Origin of the sequence: Pseudoduganella violacea, from assembly GCF_014191875.1 — a bacterium.
Classification (GTDB): Bacteria; Pseudomonadota; Gammaproteobacteria; order Burkholderiales; family Burkholderiaceae_D; genus Rugamonas; species Rugamonas violacea_A.
Genome location: NZ_JACHXD010000015.1, coordinates 16,580 through 35,333 on the forward strand (window position 1 = coordinate 16,580; position 18,754 = coordinate 35,333).

At 59.4% G+C, this 18,754-nt stretch carries 6 protein-coding genes; 5 read left to right on the forward strand and 1 reads right to left on the reverse strand.

Features of this window, described 5'->3' with window-relative positions; translation table 11 throughout:
* Positions 1–7 precede the first annotated feature (7 nt).
* The 5 genes from FHS03_RS21635 (at position 8) to FHS03_RS21655 (ending at position 17,732) form a co-directional block, all read left to right on the forward strand.
* Positions 8–14,842 carry a two-partner secretion domain-containing protein gene (locus FHS03_RS21635; RefSeq protein WP_183443008.1) on the forward strand — a complete coding sequence of 4,945 codons (14,835 nt, stop codon included), beginning with the start codon at positions 8–10 and terminating at the stop codon, positions 14,840–14,842.
* A 7-nt stretch (positions 14,843–14,849) separates the two neighbouring features.
* Positions 14,850–15,677: a hypothetical protein gene (locus FHS03_RS21640; protein WP_183443009.1), complete on the forward strand. Its 828-nt coding sequence runs from the start codon at positions 14,850–14,852 to the stop codon at positions 15,675–15,677.
* 320 nt (positions 15,678–15,997) lie between these two features.
* Positions 15,998–16,813, forward strand: coding sequence for a hypothetical protein (locus FHS03_RS21645; RefSeq protein ID WP_183443010.1), 816 nt, complete (start codon positions 15,998–16,000; stop codon positions 16,811–16,813).
* A 53-nt stretch (positions 16,814–16,866) separates the two neighbouring features.
* On the forward strand, positions 16,867–17,112 hold the full coding sequence (locus FHS03_RS21650) for a hypothetical protein (RefSeq protein ID WP_183443011.1): 246 nt from the start codon (positions 16,867–16,869) through the stop codon (positions 17,110–17,112).
* 200 nt (positions 17,113–17,312) lie between these two features.
* Entirely contained in the window at positions 17,313–17,732 is a 420-nt protein-coding gene (locus tag FHS03_RS21655; RefSeq protein ID WP_183443012.1) for a DUF596 domain-containing protein, read from the forward strand.
* Positions 17,733–17,772: 40 nt separating this feature from the next.
* Here the strand turns inward: FHS03_RS21655 and FHS03_RS21660 are convergent, their stop codons facing one another.
* Positions 17,773–18,750 (reverse strand): AraC family transcriptional regulator, encoded by a 978-nt coding sequence (locus FHS03_RS21660; RefSeq protein WP_221208214.1) that lies wholly within the window; start codon positions 18,748–18,750, stop codon positions 17,773–17,775.
* Positions 18,751–18,754 lie beyond the last annotated feature (4 nt).

The window sequence follows — 18,754 nt, forward strand, 5'->3', positions numbered from 1 at the left end:
AATTGCCATGAATAAGCTTCGTTACCGCCTCATCTTCAACAAACACCGTGGTCAGTTCATGGTGGTGCATGAACTTACGCGCAGCCATGGCAAGAGTCCGGGCGAAGGCACGCCGGCCGGCGAGCTGGCGCTGGAGGCCTGGCCATGGCCGGCCTTGCGCAGCCTGGGACTGTCGCTGCTGGCGGCCTTTGGCGTGCTGTTGTGCGGATCGGCCATGGCGCAGATCATTGCCGATCCGCGCGCGCCGGGGCAGCAGCGCGCCACGGTGCTGAATACGGCGAACGGGGTATTGCAGGTGAATGTGCAGACCCCAAGCGCGGCCGGCGTGTCGCGCAACAGCTATGTGCAGTTCGACGTGCCGAGCAGCGGGGCGGTGCTGAATAACTCGCGCGTCAACGTGCAGTCGCAGATCGGCGGCTGGGTCCAGGCCAACCCATGGATGGCGGAGGGCAGTGCGCGCGTGATCCTGAACGAGGTTAATTCGAACAATGCCAGCCAGATCCGCGGCTTCCTCGAAGTGGCGGGGCCGCGCGCCGAGGTGGTGGTGGCTAACCCGGCCGGTATCGCGGTCAATGGCGGCGGCTTTATCAACGTCAGCCGCGCCACGCTGACCACCGGCGCGCCCATCGTCAATGACGGACGGCTCGATGGCTACTCGGTGCAACGCGGCCTGATCAGCATCGATGGCGCGGGCCTCGACGCCAGCCGCACCGACTACACGGCCCTGATCGCGCGCGCCGTGGCGCTGAACGGCCGTCTGTGGGCACAGCAATTGCAGGTGACGACCGGCGCGAATCAGGTGAAAGAGGCGGGGGGCGCGGCATTGGCCCAGGCGGGCGAGGGCGCCGCGCCGGGCTATGCGGTCGACGTGGCGCAGCTGGGCGGCATGTACGCCAATAAGATTTTCCTGGTGGGTACCGAAAAAGGGGTGGGGGTGCGCAATGCCGGCGAGATCGGCGCGGCGGCCGGCGATCTGGTGGTGACCAGCGAGGGCCGGTTGGAGAATAGCGGCAAACTGCTGGCGACCCAGCAGGCGCAGCTTGCGGCCAACACGCTCGGCAACAGCGGCACTATCAGCGGCGATGCGGGCTTGCAGCTGAAGACCGGCGCACTGGTGAACAGCGGCAAGATCAACAGCGCGGCCCAGGCGCGAATCGAGGTGCAAGGCGAGATCGATAACCGCCAGGGCAGCGTGCAGGCGCAGCGCCTGGAGCTGAGTAGCGGCGGCGCACTGCTGAATGCGCAGGGCAAGATCGTCCAGACCGGGGCGACGGGCCTGGACATCAAGTCGGCCTCCCTCGACAACCGCAATGCCGGCATGCTGGGCATGCCCGTGGCTGATGGCGCGAGCGGCAATGCCGGCACGGGTAATGGCACGGGCAACACCGGCGGCACCGGCTCCAGTGGGGAAACGGGCAGCAACAACAATAGTAACAACGGCAGCGCCAATTCCGGCAACAACGGCAACAACGGCAGCAACGGCACAGGCACGGGAACCGGCCCCACGCCCGGCACCGGTGCCGGCCAGGATGGCGGCAACGGCAAGCCTGTGCCGCCGCCTTTGCCCAGCGGCGTGATCCGCGTGGCCCAGGCGCTGAACAACGATGGCGGCACCATTACCGCCGGCGGCGAGGTTAATCTCGACACCGGTAATCTGGATAATGCCGGCGGCAAGCTGGTACTAAATTCGCTCAGTGCCAGGGGACGCGACTTCAGCAACCGCAAAGGCATGCTTAGCGTGCTGCGCGGCGTCACCATCCGCAGCCAGCAGTTTAGCAATGAGGAGGGCAAGCTGCTGGCCGGTGGCCTGTTCGATGCCCAGCTGGGCAGCATGCTGAATGGCCAGGGCTTGCTGCAGGCTGGACAGCTGGCGCTGACGGCCGAGCAAAGCTTGAGCAACGCCCAGGGTGTGATCCGCCAGACCGGCACCGGCGCTGGACAATTGTCGGTGGCCGGCCAGCTCAATAATGACAAGGGGATGTTCGAAAGCGCCGGTAATCTCGATCTGGCCGCCGGCACCCTGAGCAGCAAGACCGGCAAGCTGAATGTGCTGGGCGATTTGCGGATCAAGAGCGGTACGGCTAGTCTGGAGGACGGTAGCGTGACCGTGGCCGGTTCGGCCACTCTGCGCACGGCGGAATTGCAGAATGCCGGTGGTGCGATCTCGGCCGGCAAGGACTTGAGCATCGACAGTGCTGCGCTCGGCAACCAGACCGGCAAGCTGGTGGCGGCGGCCACGGTCCGCATCCATGCCGACGGCATGTTGGACAATGCCACCGGCCACATCCAGTCTGGCCAAGACATGCAGCTCAAAGCCAGCGGCAGTTTCGACAATCACAGCGGCCGCCTGGAAGCGCTGGGGACGGGCAGCAGCCTGAAACTGGAAGCGGCGGCCATTCTCAACCAGAGTGGCCAGATCCTGAACAGCGGTACGGGCGAGAGCAGTCTGTTCAGCCAGGGCGCGCTCGACAACGGCGGCCAGATCGCCGTCAACGGCAAGCTGGCGGCGACGGCGCAAACGGTGATCAACGCCACCGACGCCAGCATGACGTCGGCCCAGGATATGGCACTGGCCGTCGGCCGCAAGCTCGATAACAGCGGCAATATCGCCAGCGGTGGCAAGCTGGGCTTCCAGGGGAGCAGCGCCGAGCTGCGCAACGGCAATACGTTCCTGGCCCAGGGCGACATCCGGGTTGAAGCGGGACGCGTGGACAACACGGCCGGCCGTCTGGCCACGGCCGATGGCGGCACGGGCAGCATCCAGTTGCATGCGGACGAGCTGCAGAACCGCGCTGGCCTGATCCAGGCCCAGGGCAAGGCCAGCCTCGACTTGAAGAATAATCTGGAGAACGCGGCCGGACAAATCCGCAGCGTGGGCGATATGGCGCTGATGGCTGGCGGCCGCGTAAATAATGACGGTGGCCAGCTGGAAGTGGGCGGTAAGGATAGCGGCCTTCAGCTCAGTGCCGAAGTCGTGACGAACCGCAGCGGCCGCATCCTCAATGTCGGCACCGGCGATAGCAGCATTCTGGGTCGCACGGAGATCGTCAACAACGGCACCATCGGCGTGAACGGCCAGTTATCGATGACCGGCATGCGCTTTAACAACCAGCAACTGGGCGTGGTTTCCACCCAGGGGGCGTTGCAACTCGAGATTTCCCATCTGCTCGACAATGCCGGCTCCATCAGCAGCGTCGGCATGCTCAATTATCACGCTGCGGGGGCCAGTCTGCTGAATCATGGCCGCATTGTGGCCGAGGGCGGCGCGCGCTTCGAAATTGATTACCTGAGCAACGACGGCGCGGCGCTGGCGGTCACCGGCGCCGGCCGCTGGTTGAGCGCCAAGGTGTCTGGCCTGAGCAATATCGGCGGCCAGATCACCAGTGCGGGTGGCCTCGGCTTCAATGTGGCGGGCGCGGCCATCAATCGGAAGGGCGTGATCCAGGCCCAGGATGGTGTGCAGCTCAAGGTGGGCGAGCGGCTCGACAACCAGGACGGCGCGGTGGAAGCGCTTGGCCAGAGTGCCTCCCTGGCCGTGCACTCCGGCAGCATCGGCAACGACAAGGGCCGCATCGTCAATCTGGGCACTGGCAATAGCGTGGTCGGGGCCGACAAGGAGATCATCAACGGTGGTTTGATCGGCGCCAAAAACGATCTGAGCGTGAGCGCCGCCACCGTCGTGAACAGCGTGGCCGGCCAGATCAGTTCGAGCCAGGCGCTGGCGCTGACTGCGACCGTCAAGCTGGACAACGCCGGCGCCATCAGCAGCGGCGCCCGCCTGACGCTGGGCCAGGCCAGCGCCGATGTCGTCAACCGCGGCAGCATCGTGGCGGCCGGCGACGCGGCCATCAGCGCGGCCCACCTCGACAACCGGGGTGGCCAGATCGCCACCGTCAAGGATTCCAAGGCCGATATGCTGCTCAGCGCGCAGAACCTGAGCAACCAGGGCGGCGCCATCTTCACCGACCGCAGCGCCAGGCTGAAGATCGGAAGTGACCTCGACAATAGCAAGGGCGTGATCCAGGCCGGCCAGGACTTGCAAGTGGCGGCCGCCGGCAAGCTCGACAACAGCGCCGGCGTGCTGGAAGCCTTGGGCGCCAGCGGCAAGATCGAGGTGCAGGCGCAGTCGCTGGAGAACGCGGCCGGCCGCATCGTTAGCCTGGGCCAAGGCGCCAGCCGGGTGGTGGCCGAGGCCGATTTGCACAATGCCGGCCTGATCGCCAGCAAGGGCCAGCTGGAAGTGGGCGCGCAAACGGCACGCAACGAGCAGGGCGCGACCATCGCTGCCGACGGCGCCATGCGGCTCAGCGTGCATGGCCAGCTCGACAATGCTGGCTTGATCAATACCCAGGCCAGCCTGAGCATGGCCGAAGCGGGCGTGACCCTGAATAACAGCGGCCAGATCAGCGCCGCCGGCAAGGTGCAGCTCGATGGTCGCCACCTGAACAATGATGGCGGCCTGATCGCCAGTGCCAAGGGCGGCGGCGCCGACCTGCTGCTGGGCGGCGAAAGCCTGAGCAACCGCCAAGGCAAGATCCTGGCCGATGGCCAGCTCGGCGCCAGCTTCACGGGTGCGGTGCAGAACGAGAACGGCGCCATGCAGGGCATCAGCGGCGTGGCGCTGACGGCGGGCGGCGCGCTGGGCAACAAGGCGGGCGTGATCGAAGCGGCCGGCGCCGGCGCCGCGCTGGACGTGAAGGCGCGCTCGATCACCAACGAGACGGGGCGCATCGTCAACGTCGGCAGCGGCGCGGCCAGCGTCAGCGCGCAAGAGCAGCTGCTGAACAGCGGCATGGTGACGGGCAATGGCAGCTTGCAGGTGGCGGCCGCTGCGCTGGACAATAAGATGGGCGCCATCCTGGCGTCGGCCGGCAAGATGGAACTGGCCATCGGCCAACGCATGGACAATGCCGGCACGGTCAACAGCAAGTCCACGCTGACGCTGAGCGGGCCGGCGGCGAGCGTGAGCAACGGCGGCCAGATCGTGGCCGATGGCGCGCTGGCCATGCGCGTCGACCGCCTCGTCAACGACGGTGGCCAGATCGCCACCGCCAAAAACAGCGGCGCCGACGTCAGCCTGCAAGCCCAGGAGCTGAGCAACCGCAAAGGTTCGATCGTGGCCGATGGCAGCGCCACGCTGGCGCTGTCCGGCGGCATGGAGAATAGCCAGGGGCTGCTGCAGGCGGTGCGCGACCTGAAACTGACGGCGGCCGGGGCCGTCGTCAACAATGCCGGCGTGATGGAAGCGACAGGCGCAGCCAGCACGCTGCAGTTGCAGGCCGGCGCGCTGGAAAGCCTGGACGGGCGTATCGTCAACGTCGGCAGCGGCGACAGCAAGGTGAGCGCCGAGCAGAGCTTGGTCAATAGCGGCCTGATCGGCGGCAATGGCGCGCTCGCCCTGGCGGCTGGCAAGCTCGATAACCGCAGCGGCGGCAGCATCAGCGCGGCGACGGGAATGGAGATGACGGTGCGCGAAGCCATGCTCAATGCCGGCCTGATCACCAGCGGCGGCGGCTTCACGCTGAGCGCGGCCGGCGCCGGCGTCGGCAACAGCGGCCAGATCGTTTCCGGCGCCAAGGCGACCCTGGCCGCGGCGGCGCTCGACAATAGCGGCGGCAAGATCGTGACGCTCAGGGATTCCGGCTCGGCCATTGCGCTCAACGCGGCCAGCATCGTCAACCGCAATGGCCAGATTCTGGCCGACGGCGGCGCCAGCCTGACGGTGGCCGGTGCGCTCGACAATAGCCAAGGCACGCTGCAAGCGATGCATGGCTTGCGCATCAGCAGCGGCGGCCTGCTGTCGAATATAGGCGGCGTCATCGAAAGCAGCGACGCGGTGAATACCCTGGTACTGCAAGCCCAGGCCATCGACAACGGCACGGGCCGCATCGTCAATGTGGGCACGGGCGACACCAGCATCAGCGCGCAGGACTATGTGCGCAGCAATGGCCTGATCGCGGGCAACGGCCAGCTCTCGGTGCAGGCGCAGACGCTGCAGCAACAGGCGGCGGGCGTGTTGAGCGGTGTTGGCGATGTCGAACTCGGCATCAGCCAGAAGCTCGATAACGCGGGCGCCATCAGCAGTGGCGGCCAGTTGCGCCTGGACCAGGCCGCAGCGGGCGTCCGCAACAGCGGCAATATGAGCGCGCGCGGACCGGTGCTGCTGCATGCGGCCGACGTCAGCAACGATGGCGGCCAGATCGCCACGCTCAAAGGCGGCGGCGCCCATATCGTGCTCGACACCGGTTCGCTCAGCAATCAGGGCGGCAATATCCTGGCTGACGGCAACGCCAATGTGAGCGCCAGCGGCAACCTCAACAACAACACGGGCAAGCTGCAGGCGCAAGGCGCGCTGACTGCCAGCGCAGGCGCAACGCTGAGCAATAACGCCGGCCTGATCGAGATCGCCGGCGGCGCCGCCACACTGACGGTGCAGGGCCAGGCCATCGTCAATGCGGGCGGCCGCATCGTCAACGCCGGCAGCGGGCATACCAGCCTCGACGCCCAAACCAGCTTGAACAACAGCGGCGCCATCGCCGGCAACGGCAGCTTGCAGATCGGCGCCGCCAGTTTGCAGAACGCCGCGCCGGGCATGATTTCCGCCGGCGGCGCGCTGGAACTGGCCGTGCGCCAGCAGCTCGACAATCTGGGCGGCGCCATCAGCAGCGGCGGCACGCTGAACTTCAACCAGGCCGGCGCCAGCTTCAGCAATAGCGGCAAGCTGATCTCGGCCGCGCAAGCGACTGTCATCGCCAACACTGTGAACAACGATGGCGGCCAGATCGCCACCGTCAACAACAGTGGCGCCGACATCGTGCTGCGCGGCCAGAGCGTGAGCAACCGGGGCGGCAAGGTCGTGGCCGATGGCCGCGCCAGCCTCGACAGCGGCAGCGGCCTGGATAACAGCGGCGGCACCATCCACGCGGGGCGCGACCTTGACGTGGCGGTGGCATCCACCTTGAGCAACCATGGCGGCACCCTCGAAGCGGCCGGCGCGGCTGCCCGCCTCGACTTGCGCGCCGTACAGATCGCCAATGGCAGCGGGCGCATCGTCAATGCAGGCAGCGGCGACACCAGCGTCTCCAGCCAGGGTGAGATCAGCAGTAGCGGCCAGATCGCCGGCAACGGTCAGTTGATCCTCACGGCGCAAAGCTTGCGCAACCAGGCCGGCGGCAGCATCGGCGCCGGGCGCGACCTGGAATTGCTGGTCGGCCAGCAACTGGAAAACCAGGGCAAGATCGACAGCAACGGCAAACTCAACTTCAACCAGGCTGGCGCCAGCTTCAGCAATAGCGGCCAAATCGCCTCGGGCGGCGAAGCGACCCTGATTGTCGCCAGTATCAACAATAACGGCGGCAAGATTTCGACGGTCAAGGGTTCGGGCGCCGACATCACGCTGACGGGCGCCTTCAGCAACCAGGGCGGTTCGGTGCTGGCCGATGGCAAGGGCGTGTACACGGTCAGCGGCGTCCTCGACAACAGCAAGGGCACGCTGCAGGCCGGTAAGGACTTGCAGCTCAGCGTGAGCGGCGCCCTGGCCAACGCGGGTGGCGTGATCGAAACCCTGGACACGGCCAGTACCCTGACCATCGGCGCCGAAGCCATCGACAACGGCACGGGGCGCATCAGCAATGTGGGCACGGGCGACACCACATTGACGAGCAAGGGAGCGATCAGCAGCAATGGCGCCATCGCCGCGAACGGCAAGCTGATCCTCGATGGCAAGAGCCTGGACAACCAGGCCGCCGGCAGCATTGCCGCCGGCAAAGACCTCGACCTGCTGCTCACCGAGAAACTTGACAACAAGGGCAAGATCAATAGCGGCGGCACGCTGAGCCTCAAGCAGGCCAACGCGACCTTCACCAATAGCGGCCAGGTCTTCGCTGGCGGCAAAGCCGTGATCGAAGCGCGCAATGTCAACAACGCCGGCGGCCAGCTGGGCACGGCCACCGGCTCCGGCGCCGACCTGACATTGACCAGCCAGCAGCTCAACAACCAGGATGGCCGCATCGCCACCGACCGCGACCTGAGCGTGAGCACCCATACGGTGCAAAATGCCGGCGAGATGTTCGGTGGCCGCGACCTGGCACTGAGCATGGACGGCGACTACACACAGACCAGCGGCTCGCAGCGCTTCCACTCCAACCGCGACCTGAGCCTGACGGTGACGGGCAATATCACCAATACCGCGACCTTCGAGGCGGCGGGCAAGCTGAGCCTGTCCGGCAACCAGGTGACGAACCAGGCTGGCGCGAGCATCCAGGCGCAGGATCTGGTGCTGAACGCCAAGGGCAATATCGGCAATGCGGGTGAGATTAATGGCCAGGGTAAGCTGGAACTGAACAGCGGCGCCACCTTGGACAATACCGGTGGCATTGTCGGCGGCACGGTGAAGGTGACAGTGCAAAACCTGAACAATACCGGCAACGCCGCCCTGATCGGCGCGACCAATGACCTGGCGCTCGGCGTGACCGGTACGCTGAACAATACTGATACGGCGACCCTATACAGTTCGGGCAATCTCAAAATCGACGGCAATGGCGGCTCGACTGCGCTGGTCAACAATGACTCCTCCACGATTGAGGCGGGCCGCGACCTGAATATCACGGCTGGTACGATTGAGAACGTTCGCCACAACGTGCAGGTCGAGCGTGTCAAGACGGTTGATGAAACGCGGGAAATGCATTTGCCGAGCTGGTATCAGCACGGCGATAACCATGAACGGTTTGAAGCCAGTTCGTCCAATTACGCGCCGTATGAGGTTTACTACATCAACCCCGCTTCCATCCTGGAAGAAGAGAAATTTGTGACTCCAGATGGCAATCTGGTGGGACGGGTCAGATTTAAGACACAAGCCAACGATTCCGCCTTTTTCGCAGCCAGGAGCGGCCTGCGTAGCTCGTATGGGCAGCGCAGACGGATCAATCTGAGCGATGGCGAACAGGAAATGTACTATATCTGGCGGAGCGATAACCAGTTGAATCCCGATCAGGGAGGGCCAGCTGAGGGGGCAACGCAACATACCGGTACGGTAACAAATTGGGGTGGTACGACGCTTGATTTCTCCAATCAGTATGGCAATTGCACCAGCAACTGTGTACGGCTGGTGACCCAGCCCGATTATCTGGATCCCGCCACCACCATTCAGCGGGACAGGGTGCTTGCCCTTATCCCTGAAAAGGGCAAGCTTGAGCGAACCCGGTATGCCCACCATACGGCTGAGGAGGATCGGCTGCTACCTGGTTCTGGCCCCGCCGCGCGTATAGTCGCCGGCGGTAGCGCCAATCTGTCGGCAAGCGCTGTCAACAATCGATATGCGGAGATTTTGATCGCTGGAGACTTGGTTACGACGGCTGCGAATGGCGTGTATAACGAGAGTGTCACCTTAAAACGGGAGCATAAATTCGATGGTACCTACCGTACGGGTGATGGATCCACGGGGGTTATGGAAGAACGTGCCTACAGCGAAGAATACGCCAAGATCGGCGCAACCATTAAGGGCAAGAGCGTCACCATCAATGCGCGCAACTTCACCAACGTCGATGTCGGCGCGGGGACTACCGGCAATCTCCTGGACTCCATCAAGGTAATCGGTAGCGGCGCTACAGGCGCATCGTCCGCCGCGGCCAACGCTGGAGCCAGCGGCGCGAATGGCGGTTCGGCTGCTGGCGGCCAGGCAAATGGCAGCGGCACCGTGAACAATGCCAGCGGCCGCGGTAACGCTTTCGGCAGCGGTATTGCCAATATGCTGCGTACGCTTTCCAATGCCGGGAGCAGTGGCATCCAGAACCAGAGTCAGACTGGCGGCAATGCAAACGGCAGCGGCACGGCTGGCCATACCGGCTTCGCTAGTGATGTCGATGGCAGCGGCGTCAAGAACGGCGCCAATACCGCCGGACCGGCCTCGCACAGTGGCTATGTGAACCGTATGGGCGCCGATGGCCGTACAGCGGAAGGCGTGGCAGCCAATGTAGCCTTGGGCGATATCCAGGCCCGCGCTGGGAACAGCGTAGCCAACGCCGCCGGTGCGGTTCGGGGTGAGAGCCAGCAGGGCAATGCGGTCAAGATCGCTCCTGGCGGGCTGTTCAAGCGTAATCCCGATGCCAGCGGCAATGTGCTGTTCGAAACCCGTCCGCAGTTTGCGAATCACGGCAATTGGATCAGCAGCGATTATCTGCTGAAAGAAATCGGTAATGACCACGCCATTACGCAGAAGCGCCTGGGCGATGGTTTTTACGAACAGCGCATGGTGCGCGAGCAGCTGGTGCAAGCAGGCCGTAGCCTGCAAGGCAGTGGCGGCGACGATAGCCGTTACAAGGATTTGCTAACCAGCGGCATCAGCGTGGCCAAGCAGTTTGACTTGCGGCCCGGCATTGCCCTGACCTCCGACCAGGTCAGCCGCTTGACCAGCGATATCGTCTGGATGGAGAGCCAGACTGTCGAACTGCCGGACGGCAGCACCGAAAACGTGCTGGTACCCAAGGTCTATCTGGCACATCTGGATAAGGATGCGGTGAAGCCCTCTGGCGCTGTGGTACGTGGCGACGCCATCGAGATCAATGTTTCTGAGAATATCGTCAACCAGGGCGGTGTGATCGATGGCGGCAAGGGACGAACCGTACTGATCGCAAAACAGGATATCGTGAACCGCGGCGGCGCGATTTCCGGCGGCGACGTCACCTTGCAGGCCGATCGCGACGTAAGGAATGAAACGCTGACCACCAGCCGCAGCTATGCCAACTCGATGGCGAGCGGCAGCTATACCATGCTGTCGGACCAGGCGAAGATTGCCGCTGCGGGAACGCTGAATATAAAAGCAGGCCAGAATGTTAGCGATATCGGTGGCCAGATCACGGCTGGTAGCGCGGTTATCACTGCTGGTAAGGACGTCAATTTCGGTACGGCGCAGACAGGGCACACCTTTAAATCCCAGATTGGTGAATATGTCAGAAACGAAAGCTCGATCACACACGTCGTCAGCCAGCTCAATGCCAGCGGCAATGTGAACATCAGCGCTGACCGTAACCTGAGTTTGAGCGGAACTCAGCTCGGTTTCGGCGGCGATGGCAAACTGACAGCAAATGGGAACGTGAACGTCGCCTCGGTAAGCAATGAGACGAAGTTGGACATGCATAACGATGCCAGCAACAAAGTTTACGATAAGCAGATTCACGAAAACCAGATGGTGGTCGGCAGCAATGTCACCGCCGGTAAATCCCTGGAGCTAAAGGCGGGCAACGCGACCCAAACAGGCACGCTGAATCTCACGGCCAGCAATATCTCCGGCGGAGACGCGGTCAAGCTGTCGGCCACCGGCAGCGTAAATATCAATGAGGCGATGGAGCGCCACCTTTCGGACACGGCTTCCCATCGTGAATCGAAGAGCACCTTCCGCGGCAAGGCAACAGACACGGCCGATTTCAGCGACGTGAACCTGGCCATAGGTAGCAGCGTGAGCGGCAAGACGGTTGTGATCGATTCCGGCAAGGACTTGAACGTGCGTGGCAGCGCCATCGCTGGCGAAGGCGACGTCAATCTGTCGGCAGCCGGCAAGGTTGACATTGCAGCGGCCACCAGCACCAGCACCGAAAAGCACCACAAGAAGGTGACTGAAAGCGGCTTCCTGAGCGGCGGCGGCTTCGGCATCAGCTACGGCACGCGCACCACCACCACCGACCAGGAGCGCGACGCGACCACGCAAAGCGGCCAGTCGCGCAGCCTGATCGGCAGCACGGGCGGTAACCTGACGATCACGGCGGGCGAAGCCCTGAAAGTGGGCGGCAGCGACCTGAACGCCGCCAAGGATATGAGCCTGTCCGGCAAAAGCGTGACCATCGATCCTGGCAAGGACGCGGAAAAAGGCAAGTTCGAGCTGACCCGCGTGCAAGACGGCTTGACCCTGGCCATTGGCGGCACGGTGGTGGATGCGATCCAGGCGATACAAACCGCGAACAAGGCGACGCAAACGAAGAACTCGCGGGTGCAAGCCTTGGCCGCTGCCACAGCCGCCATGCAGGCCGCCAATATCGCCAACAACGTGGCGCAGAACGGCGTGAACGTGAGCATCAGCCTGACGGCCGGCCACTCCGAGTCGAAGCAGACGCAGACCACGGCCAGCCTGACCAACTATGGCAGCGCGCTCACGGCGGGTAACAACCTCAGCATCACGGCCACCGGCGCCGGTAAGGACAGCAACCTCTCCGTTATCGGCAGCGACCTGAAGGCCAAGGGCGACATCAAGCTCAAGGCCGATAACGCGGTGAACCTGGTGGCGGCGCAGGATACCGAAAGCCAGCACAGCGACAGCAAGAGCATGAGCGCGGCGGCCGGCATTGGCGCCTCGATCGGCACCAACGGCATGTCCTTCGGCTTCACGGCCAGCGCCAGTCTGGGACGCGGCAAGGAAGACGGCGAAGGCACCACGCAGCTGAACAGTTATGTGACAGCGGGCAAGCAGCTGACAATCGACAGCGGTGGTGACACCACGATCAAAGGCGCGGTGGCGAGCGGCGAGCAGGTGGTCGCCAAGGTGGGCGGCGACCTGAAACTGGAAAGCCTGCAGGATACCGCCAAGTTCGACGCCAAGAATCAGAGCCTGAGCGTGAGCGGCACGGTGGGCATGGGCGCCAGCTTCAGCGCCAGCGTCAACCAAAGCAAGATCCACAGCGATTACGCCAGCGTGCAGGAGCAAAGCGGCATCAAGGCCGGCGATGGCGGCTTCCAGCTCAAAGTCGGCGGCAATACCGACCTGAAAGGGGCCGTGATCAGCGCCACTGCCGCTGGCGCCGCAAGCAGCATTCTCGACACGAAGACCCTGACCAGCAGCGACATCGCCAACCATGCCGTGACCAAGGCCAGCAGCATAGGCGGTGGCGGCACCATGGGGTCGGCCGGCAGCGGCGACGGCAAAGGCGCCGGTCCAGGTGGCGTGAACTTGATGAAAACGGCCGGTTCGAAAGTCGATACGCCGATTGCCGTGGCGAGCAACGACAAGAACAGCAGCGTGACCAAGAGCGGTGTAGGCGCAGGCCAACTGGTGATCCGCGACGATGCTGCGCAGATTGCAGCGACCGGCAAGAGCGCTGCGCAAACGGTGGCTGACCTCAACCGCCAGGTGGAAACGGGTGTGGATACCAGCGGCAAGATCGCCAACAACTTCGATAAGAAGGAAGTAGAAACTCAGTTGGCGGTAACAGCCGCGTTTATTCAGACGGCTGCTCCATATGCCGCGAAAGTGGTGGGCGATTTCGCACAAGAGAAGCAGACGGCAGCGCTACTCGAGCAAAAGGACTTTGCCCAAAAGGCGATGGAAGCCTGGACCAAGGGTGACACCGTTGCCGGCGATGCTTACGCAGCCAAGGCCGCTGAAGCAGGTGATGCCGCCGCCAAATGGGGGGATAACGGCATGTATCGCGTTGGCTTGCACACTGCCGCGCAAGGCTTGATCGGCGGTGCTGCGAGCGGCGGAGCTGGCGCAGTAGGATCCGCTAGCGCGGTTGTGGCAGGCAATCAAGGCCAGCAAATAGGCAAGGAATTGGGAGAAGCTGAGGCTAAGCGGCTTGGCTTGGACCAGACAGCTCGCGACAAGCTGGTCAATTCTTATCAGGAAGCGTTTGCCACGGTGAGCGGTGCCTTGAGTGGATTATTGACATCTGGCGTAACAGGGCAGAGTGGTACAAATGCCTTGGCCAGTGTGACGCAAAGTACGAATACAGCGAGATCGGTTGATGTATTTAACCGGCAATTGCATACCAAAGAGATTGACCTGATTGGCAAGCTGGCCAAAGAAAAAGCCAAGGAGGTATGCCGCGATAAAGCGTGTGAGGCTAAGGCGGAAGTAATATTTTCCGATGCGCTGGAGCGTACAGCCAAGGGCTGGGTTGACGAGAAAGAGTACGCAAAGAATCAGGCGTATTTCCAAGCACTGTTGCAAGCATCGTCGCATGAAGATAGTAATGGCATGCGCGGTGGCTTGCGTGATTTCCTCGAGTTGCAACGGTTGGCGGAAGAAATGCTCACGCCGCATGTAGGAAGTACCATTTTAGTACGTGGTCAACCCGCGAAGGGGGATGATGCAGAGCAGACGTATTTTAGTGCCACCAGTCGTCAACGCGCCGACTCATCCCTGAATGATGTTTTAGGCATGCAGCCTCCTGCACCTGTAGTTCCCGGCGTGGAGTATCGGAATAAAAATCGCCTGGAGCAATTTGCTGTTCGTAACGGAAACACAGAGCCTATCTATCCTGTGGAAGAGTTGCTGCTTGGTAGTGCCGTTGGTAACCGCGTGACGCAGACACTCGGCCGTATGGCACAATCATTGGATGTGTTGCTTGCCGGAAAAGTTGCAACGTCGGCTGCGGGTAACATTAGTGCGCGAAAGGTCACGGAAGAGGGAATTGCACTTCGTCTCACTTCTTATGAAGAGAGTTTACTCGCGAAGATGAATACAACGTCGAGTTATGCCGTCCAGGGAGAGTTGCGGGAATTTGTTGCAGAAAGCTACTTCATGCGTAACGGTTTTGCGCGGTTGGAAGGAAAATGTGGCAGCGGAAACTGCTTTGATGGTGTGTTTATCAAGGGAGATACTGTATATATTAATGAGGTTAAGCCACTTAACGCGAATAACTCCATTAAATTAAGTGGGCCTGATGCCGCAACCGGATTGAAAACGCAGATGTCGAAGTCGTGGGTGGAAAATGCTATTCAAAGATTAGAGCAATCGAGTAATGCTCAGGCCGTCGAAACGGCAAAAGTAATTAATAAGGCTATGGCTGAAGGGAGGCTTGTGAAGATGGTTACTGGTGTCGATGGAAAGGGAATGACCCTTATTAAGGTTGAATGAGAATAAAATGATCATGTCTAGAGAAAGAAAACTTCAGGCACTACTGGCTGCCTGCGAGGAGAGTAAAGATTTATATTTTAATTCTTTGATGTATAAGAGAGAGAGGGTTCCAATTGGTGTTGGTCTTTGCTTTTTTGCAAAATACGCTAGAACAAAGGCAAATGTTTCATATTTTATAGAAAAGGATATTGATTCTTGTAAGCAATTTTTTTATTTAACTAGTCAGCTAATATTGGCTAGTAGTAAGGAAAGAGAGGGTGAAACATTTGAGGTTGGTACTTCATTTCTTGGTGCTTTGTTATCTGATAATCTGGAAGTTATCAAAAAATTTTCCATGTTGGAAACAGACGAATTGCTTAAAGAGCGGAATAATCCTCTACGGAGCCGTTTTCACGTTCATATGATACAGTTAGCATTGCGAGGCGACGATGAGGCGCTATTGGAGAAAATTGGAAAAATTTCTAAAAACGGAAGAAGGTCAGATAAGGAAGAGTATGGCAGTGGTAGTGATTTTTATTCACTGTTGATAAAGCGGGATAAAGATGCTTTGGAGAATTTAATTCAAAATAAGCACGCCTATATAAAAAGTAGCGAGCCTCTGGATGAGGAATTTATGTCATACCTAGGTGCGCTAGAAACGAAATTATGCTGGCTAAGAGATATTCCGGTAAAAATCAACCATCCTCTGATACCAATGGATTTGATGCCAATTAGGCCATTGGATCAATATGATGATGTATACGATTTTTTAAAGCCGGAATGGGTTCCGCCTAAGCAAGGAATGTTGGCAGATGCTGCCCGATGGATAAAGGATAAAGTTGGTATAAGAAAGTAAGAATTGGTATTGGTTTTTGAAATGGCAAGTTATGCACTTGCTGAGAAATTTAGAGTACGGCTGCAAGCGAACTCTTGGACACCAAAAACTCTAAGCTGGGTACCACTACTCACTAATGCACGGAATGTGCATTGGATTTAAGCCGCGTAATACTGTCTGCCGAGTGGGTAAAGGCACTAAGTGCCGTCTTGCAAAGTCAGGTTTAGATGGGGCCGAGGTTGAAAAAAATTACAGAGAAGGAAAATAAAAGAGGGAGCGTTAAGCTTGATTGGTGTGAATGACAAAGGCATGACGGCGATCAAGGTTGGAGGAAATAAAGAATGACTGAAATGACTAGGCAAGAGGGACTCCGCAATATTATTCTTATGCACGAGGAAATTTATGAGAATGATGTAGTTATGCTGTTGCGTGGAAAATGTCAAGGAAAAGGTGTGACTTTACTATCCTTGGCTACGCATATAAAAGCAAAAGCCATCTATTCTTATTTTGTGGAGAACGATTTAAAGAAAAGTAAGCAGTATTTCCATCTTTCTGCCAAATTGGCTTTGGCTAGCTTTGGCGAAAATGAAGGGGCTAGTTTTGGCAGCGGAAGATGGTTTTTGACGGCTCTTTTTTCCGACAATAAAAATCTAATTGATGAATATGCTTTTTTGAGAAATTATGATTTCATTCAAGAACATGAGAACCCAGCATCAAGCCTTTTTTATGTTCATTTGATACAGTTGGCTATTTTAGGTAATGATGAAGGTGTTGAAAAAAAGATTGCTATTTTTGAGAAGCAGAAGAACAATAGGATGAAAAATGTAAGCGATTTAGGTTTTTACTCATTGCTTATAAATCGCGATAAATTTTCTTTAGAAAAATTAATTTCAGGGAAGCATGCAAATATTAAAAGTGCTGACCCTGTAGATGAGGATTTTCTATCTTATATCGGAGCTTTGGAAACAAAATTGTGCTGGATGAGAGGTTTGAACGTGGAAATAGATCATAATTTAGTGCCAATGGGATTAATGCCGATTAGGCCTCTGGGTCAATATGATGATGTATATGATTTTTTAAAGCCAGAATGGCTTCCTCCCAAGCAGGGTATGCTCGCAGATGCTGTTCGATGGATAAGAGGTGAAATTGGGATATAAGAAAATTTTGAGAATTTGATAATTTTCAGAATTTAAATAAAAGCTGCGAAAAAATGATAGATAAACACGTAGTTAAAGTTATTGTGGATTTTGCTATTTTTTTAGAATTTGCAGATCAAGACACCGTTGACGCAGATGCCGCAATGGCTGCCTTAGAGCAACTTTCTGCCGAGCTGCAAAAAGCGCCAGATAATGTTAAGGCTGATTTGACCAAGTCCTTCCATGATATATCCCACGAGTATGGACCGAGGGCTGGGTTTGTCACAGATTTGGCCCCAATACTAGGTCTTGTGGAATAGAAAAGTATTTGTCGCTGAAGGTGGCACCGCGTCAGCCCAGAAGTGAGTGGCAGCGACTTGACCTCCTCCACCAACATGGACTTTTCCGGCAACAGCGTGCGGTAGTAAGGCTAGCTTTGTCCTATCTTCCAATATGAAATTATGTATGCAATGCGTGATTCCTCTGGCTTTCGATTCTCGCAGCATTTTTCCCCCGAAACATGACGGACTACCTGACCACGCAAGAACGTCAAGATATCGATAGCGAGCTTCATCTTCTTGCTGCCCTGGCTTACGGCATGAACCTGGGTGCTATTTGGTGTCAGACTAAACCAGCAGCCTCGCTACCTTGGCGAAAATCAGCGTTTCTCTACATTCTTCGAAATCTGCTGGAACAGAATAAAGTAAAGATAGGTCGTGGGGGAGGGATCGTCGACGGCAGCGCGGAGGAAATATGCAGGCTGTTTGACTTGGCCTGGCCGTCGTGGCAGGAATTCGATGATGATGAATTTGTCACCGTGCTTCCATATCAAATTGCCGGCGACTCCAGTTGGCGTACCCATTATTGGACTCCTGGTGACGCCGTATGGATTGATAGCTCAGGAGCCGAGTCGTGGTCAATCGATGCAGAGATAGGATAGGCGGCGCCCGTCACCCAGCGCCACCTATCCTGGCTAGAACTTACAAAGCCCTCACCGGCACACACAACTCACAAGTGAATTCCCCCGTTTGCGGATTCAGCGCCGTCTGCGGCGAGAAGCGCTCGAACAGCGGCCGGTCGTCGCATTGCAGGCCGCTGGACGGCAACCATTCGCGGATCAGGCTATTCCATGCCGCAGCGATCGTGGTGGCCTGTCCCTTGAACTGCGCCACCGCATAGCGGCCGCCGGGCAGGGTCGAGATGCTGGCCTGGCCGCCGTTCTTGAACCCTTGCGGCACTTCCACGCAGGCGTCGTAGCGGCACTTTTCCGGCGCGGTGATGCTTGGGTCGTCGTGGCCCACGCCGTAGCAGGTGGCGCTGTCCAGACCATGCGAATGCATCCACGGCGACATGGTATTGCGCCAGAATTCGCCGATGCTCATGCCGTAAGGACCGATATGGCGCTGATAGGCGATGGTTACGGCGGGCAGGTCGATCACGTGTACTTCCATTTGGTTTTCTCCGTTTGGTGATTGGGAGTCGCCATATTCGCCGAGCGGCAGGAATCCGGCCTGACCGCCGCTGCCATTCACCTGATCAGGATTGCTATTGGCCTCTTCGCGCGCCTGGCGCAGTCCGGCCGCCAATGCGGCCAGGCGCTCGCGCGTGCCGTCGCGCCAGGCGCTGGGCGAGCAGCCGAATTTCTGGCGGAAGGCGCGCGCCAGCGCCTCGCCCGAGCCGAAGCCGGTGCTTAGCGCCACTTCCAGCACGCTGGCCTGGCTGCCGCAGGAGAGGTGGAAGGCTGCCGTTTCCAGGCGCCGCCGACGCACATAGTCGCCGATGGTTTCACCCATCCAGGCGGCGAAGATGCGGTGGAAGTGGAAGCGCGAGAAGTTGGCGATGTCGGCCAGTTCCGCCGTTTCCAGCGCGCCGTCGAGGTGGCGGTCGATGTGGTCGATAACGCGGTTCATGCGGCGCGTGTATTCCGCGCGGTTGAGCTGGGGAAGGCTGTCGTCCATGGGC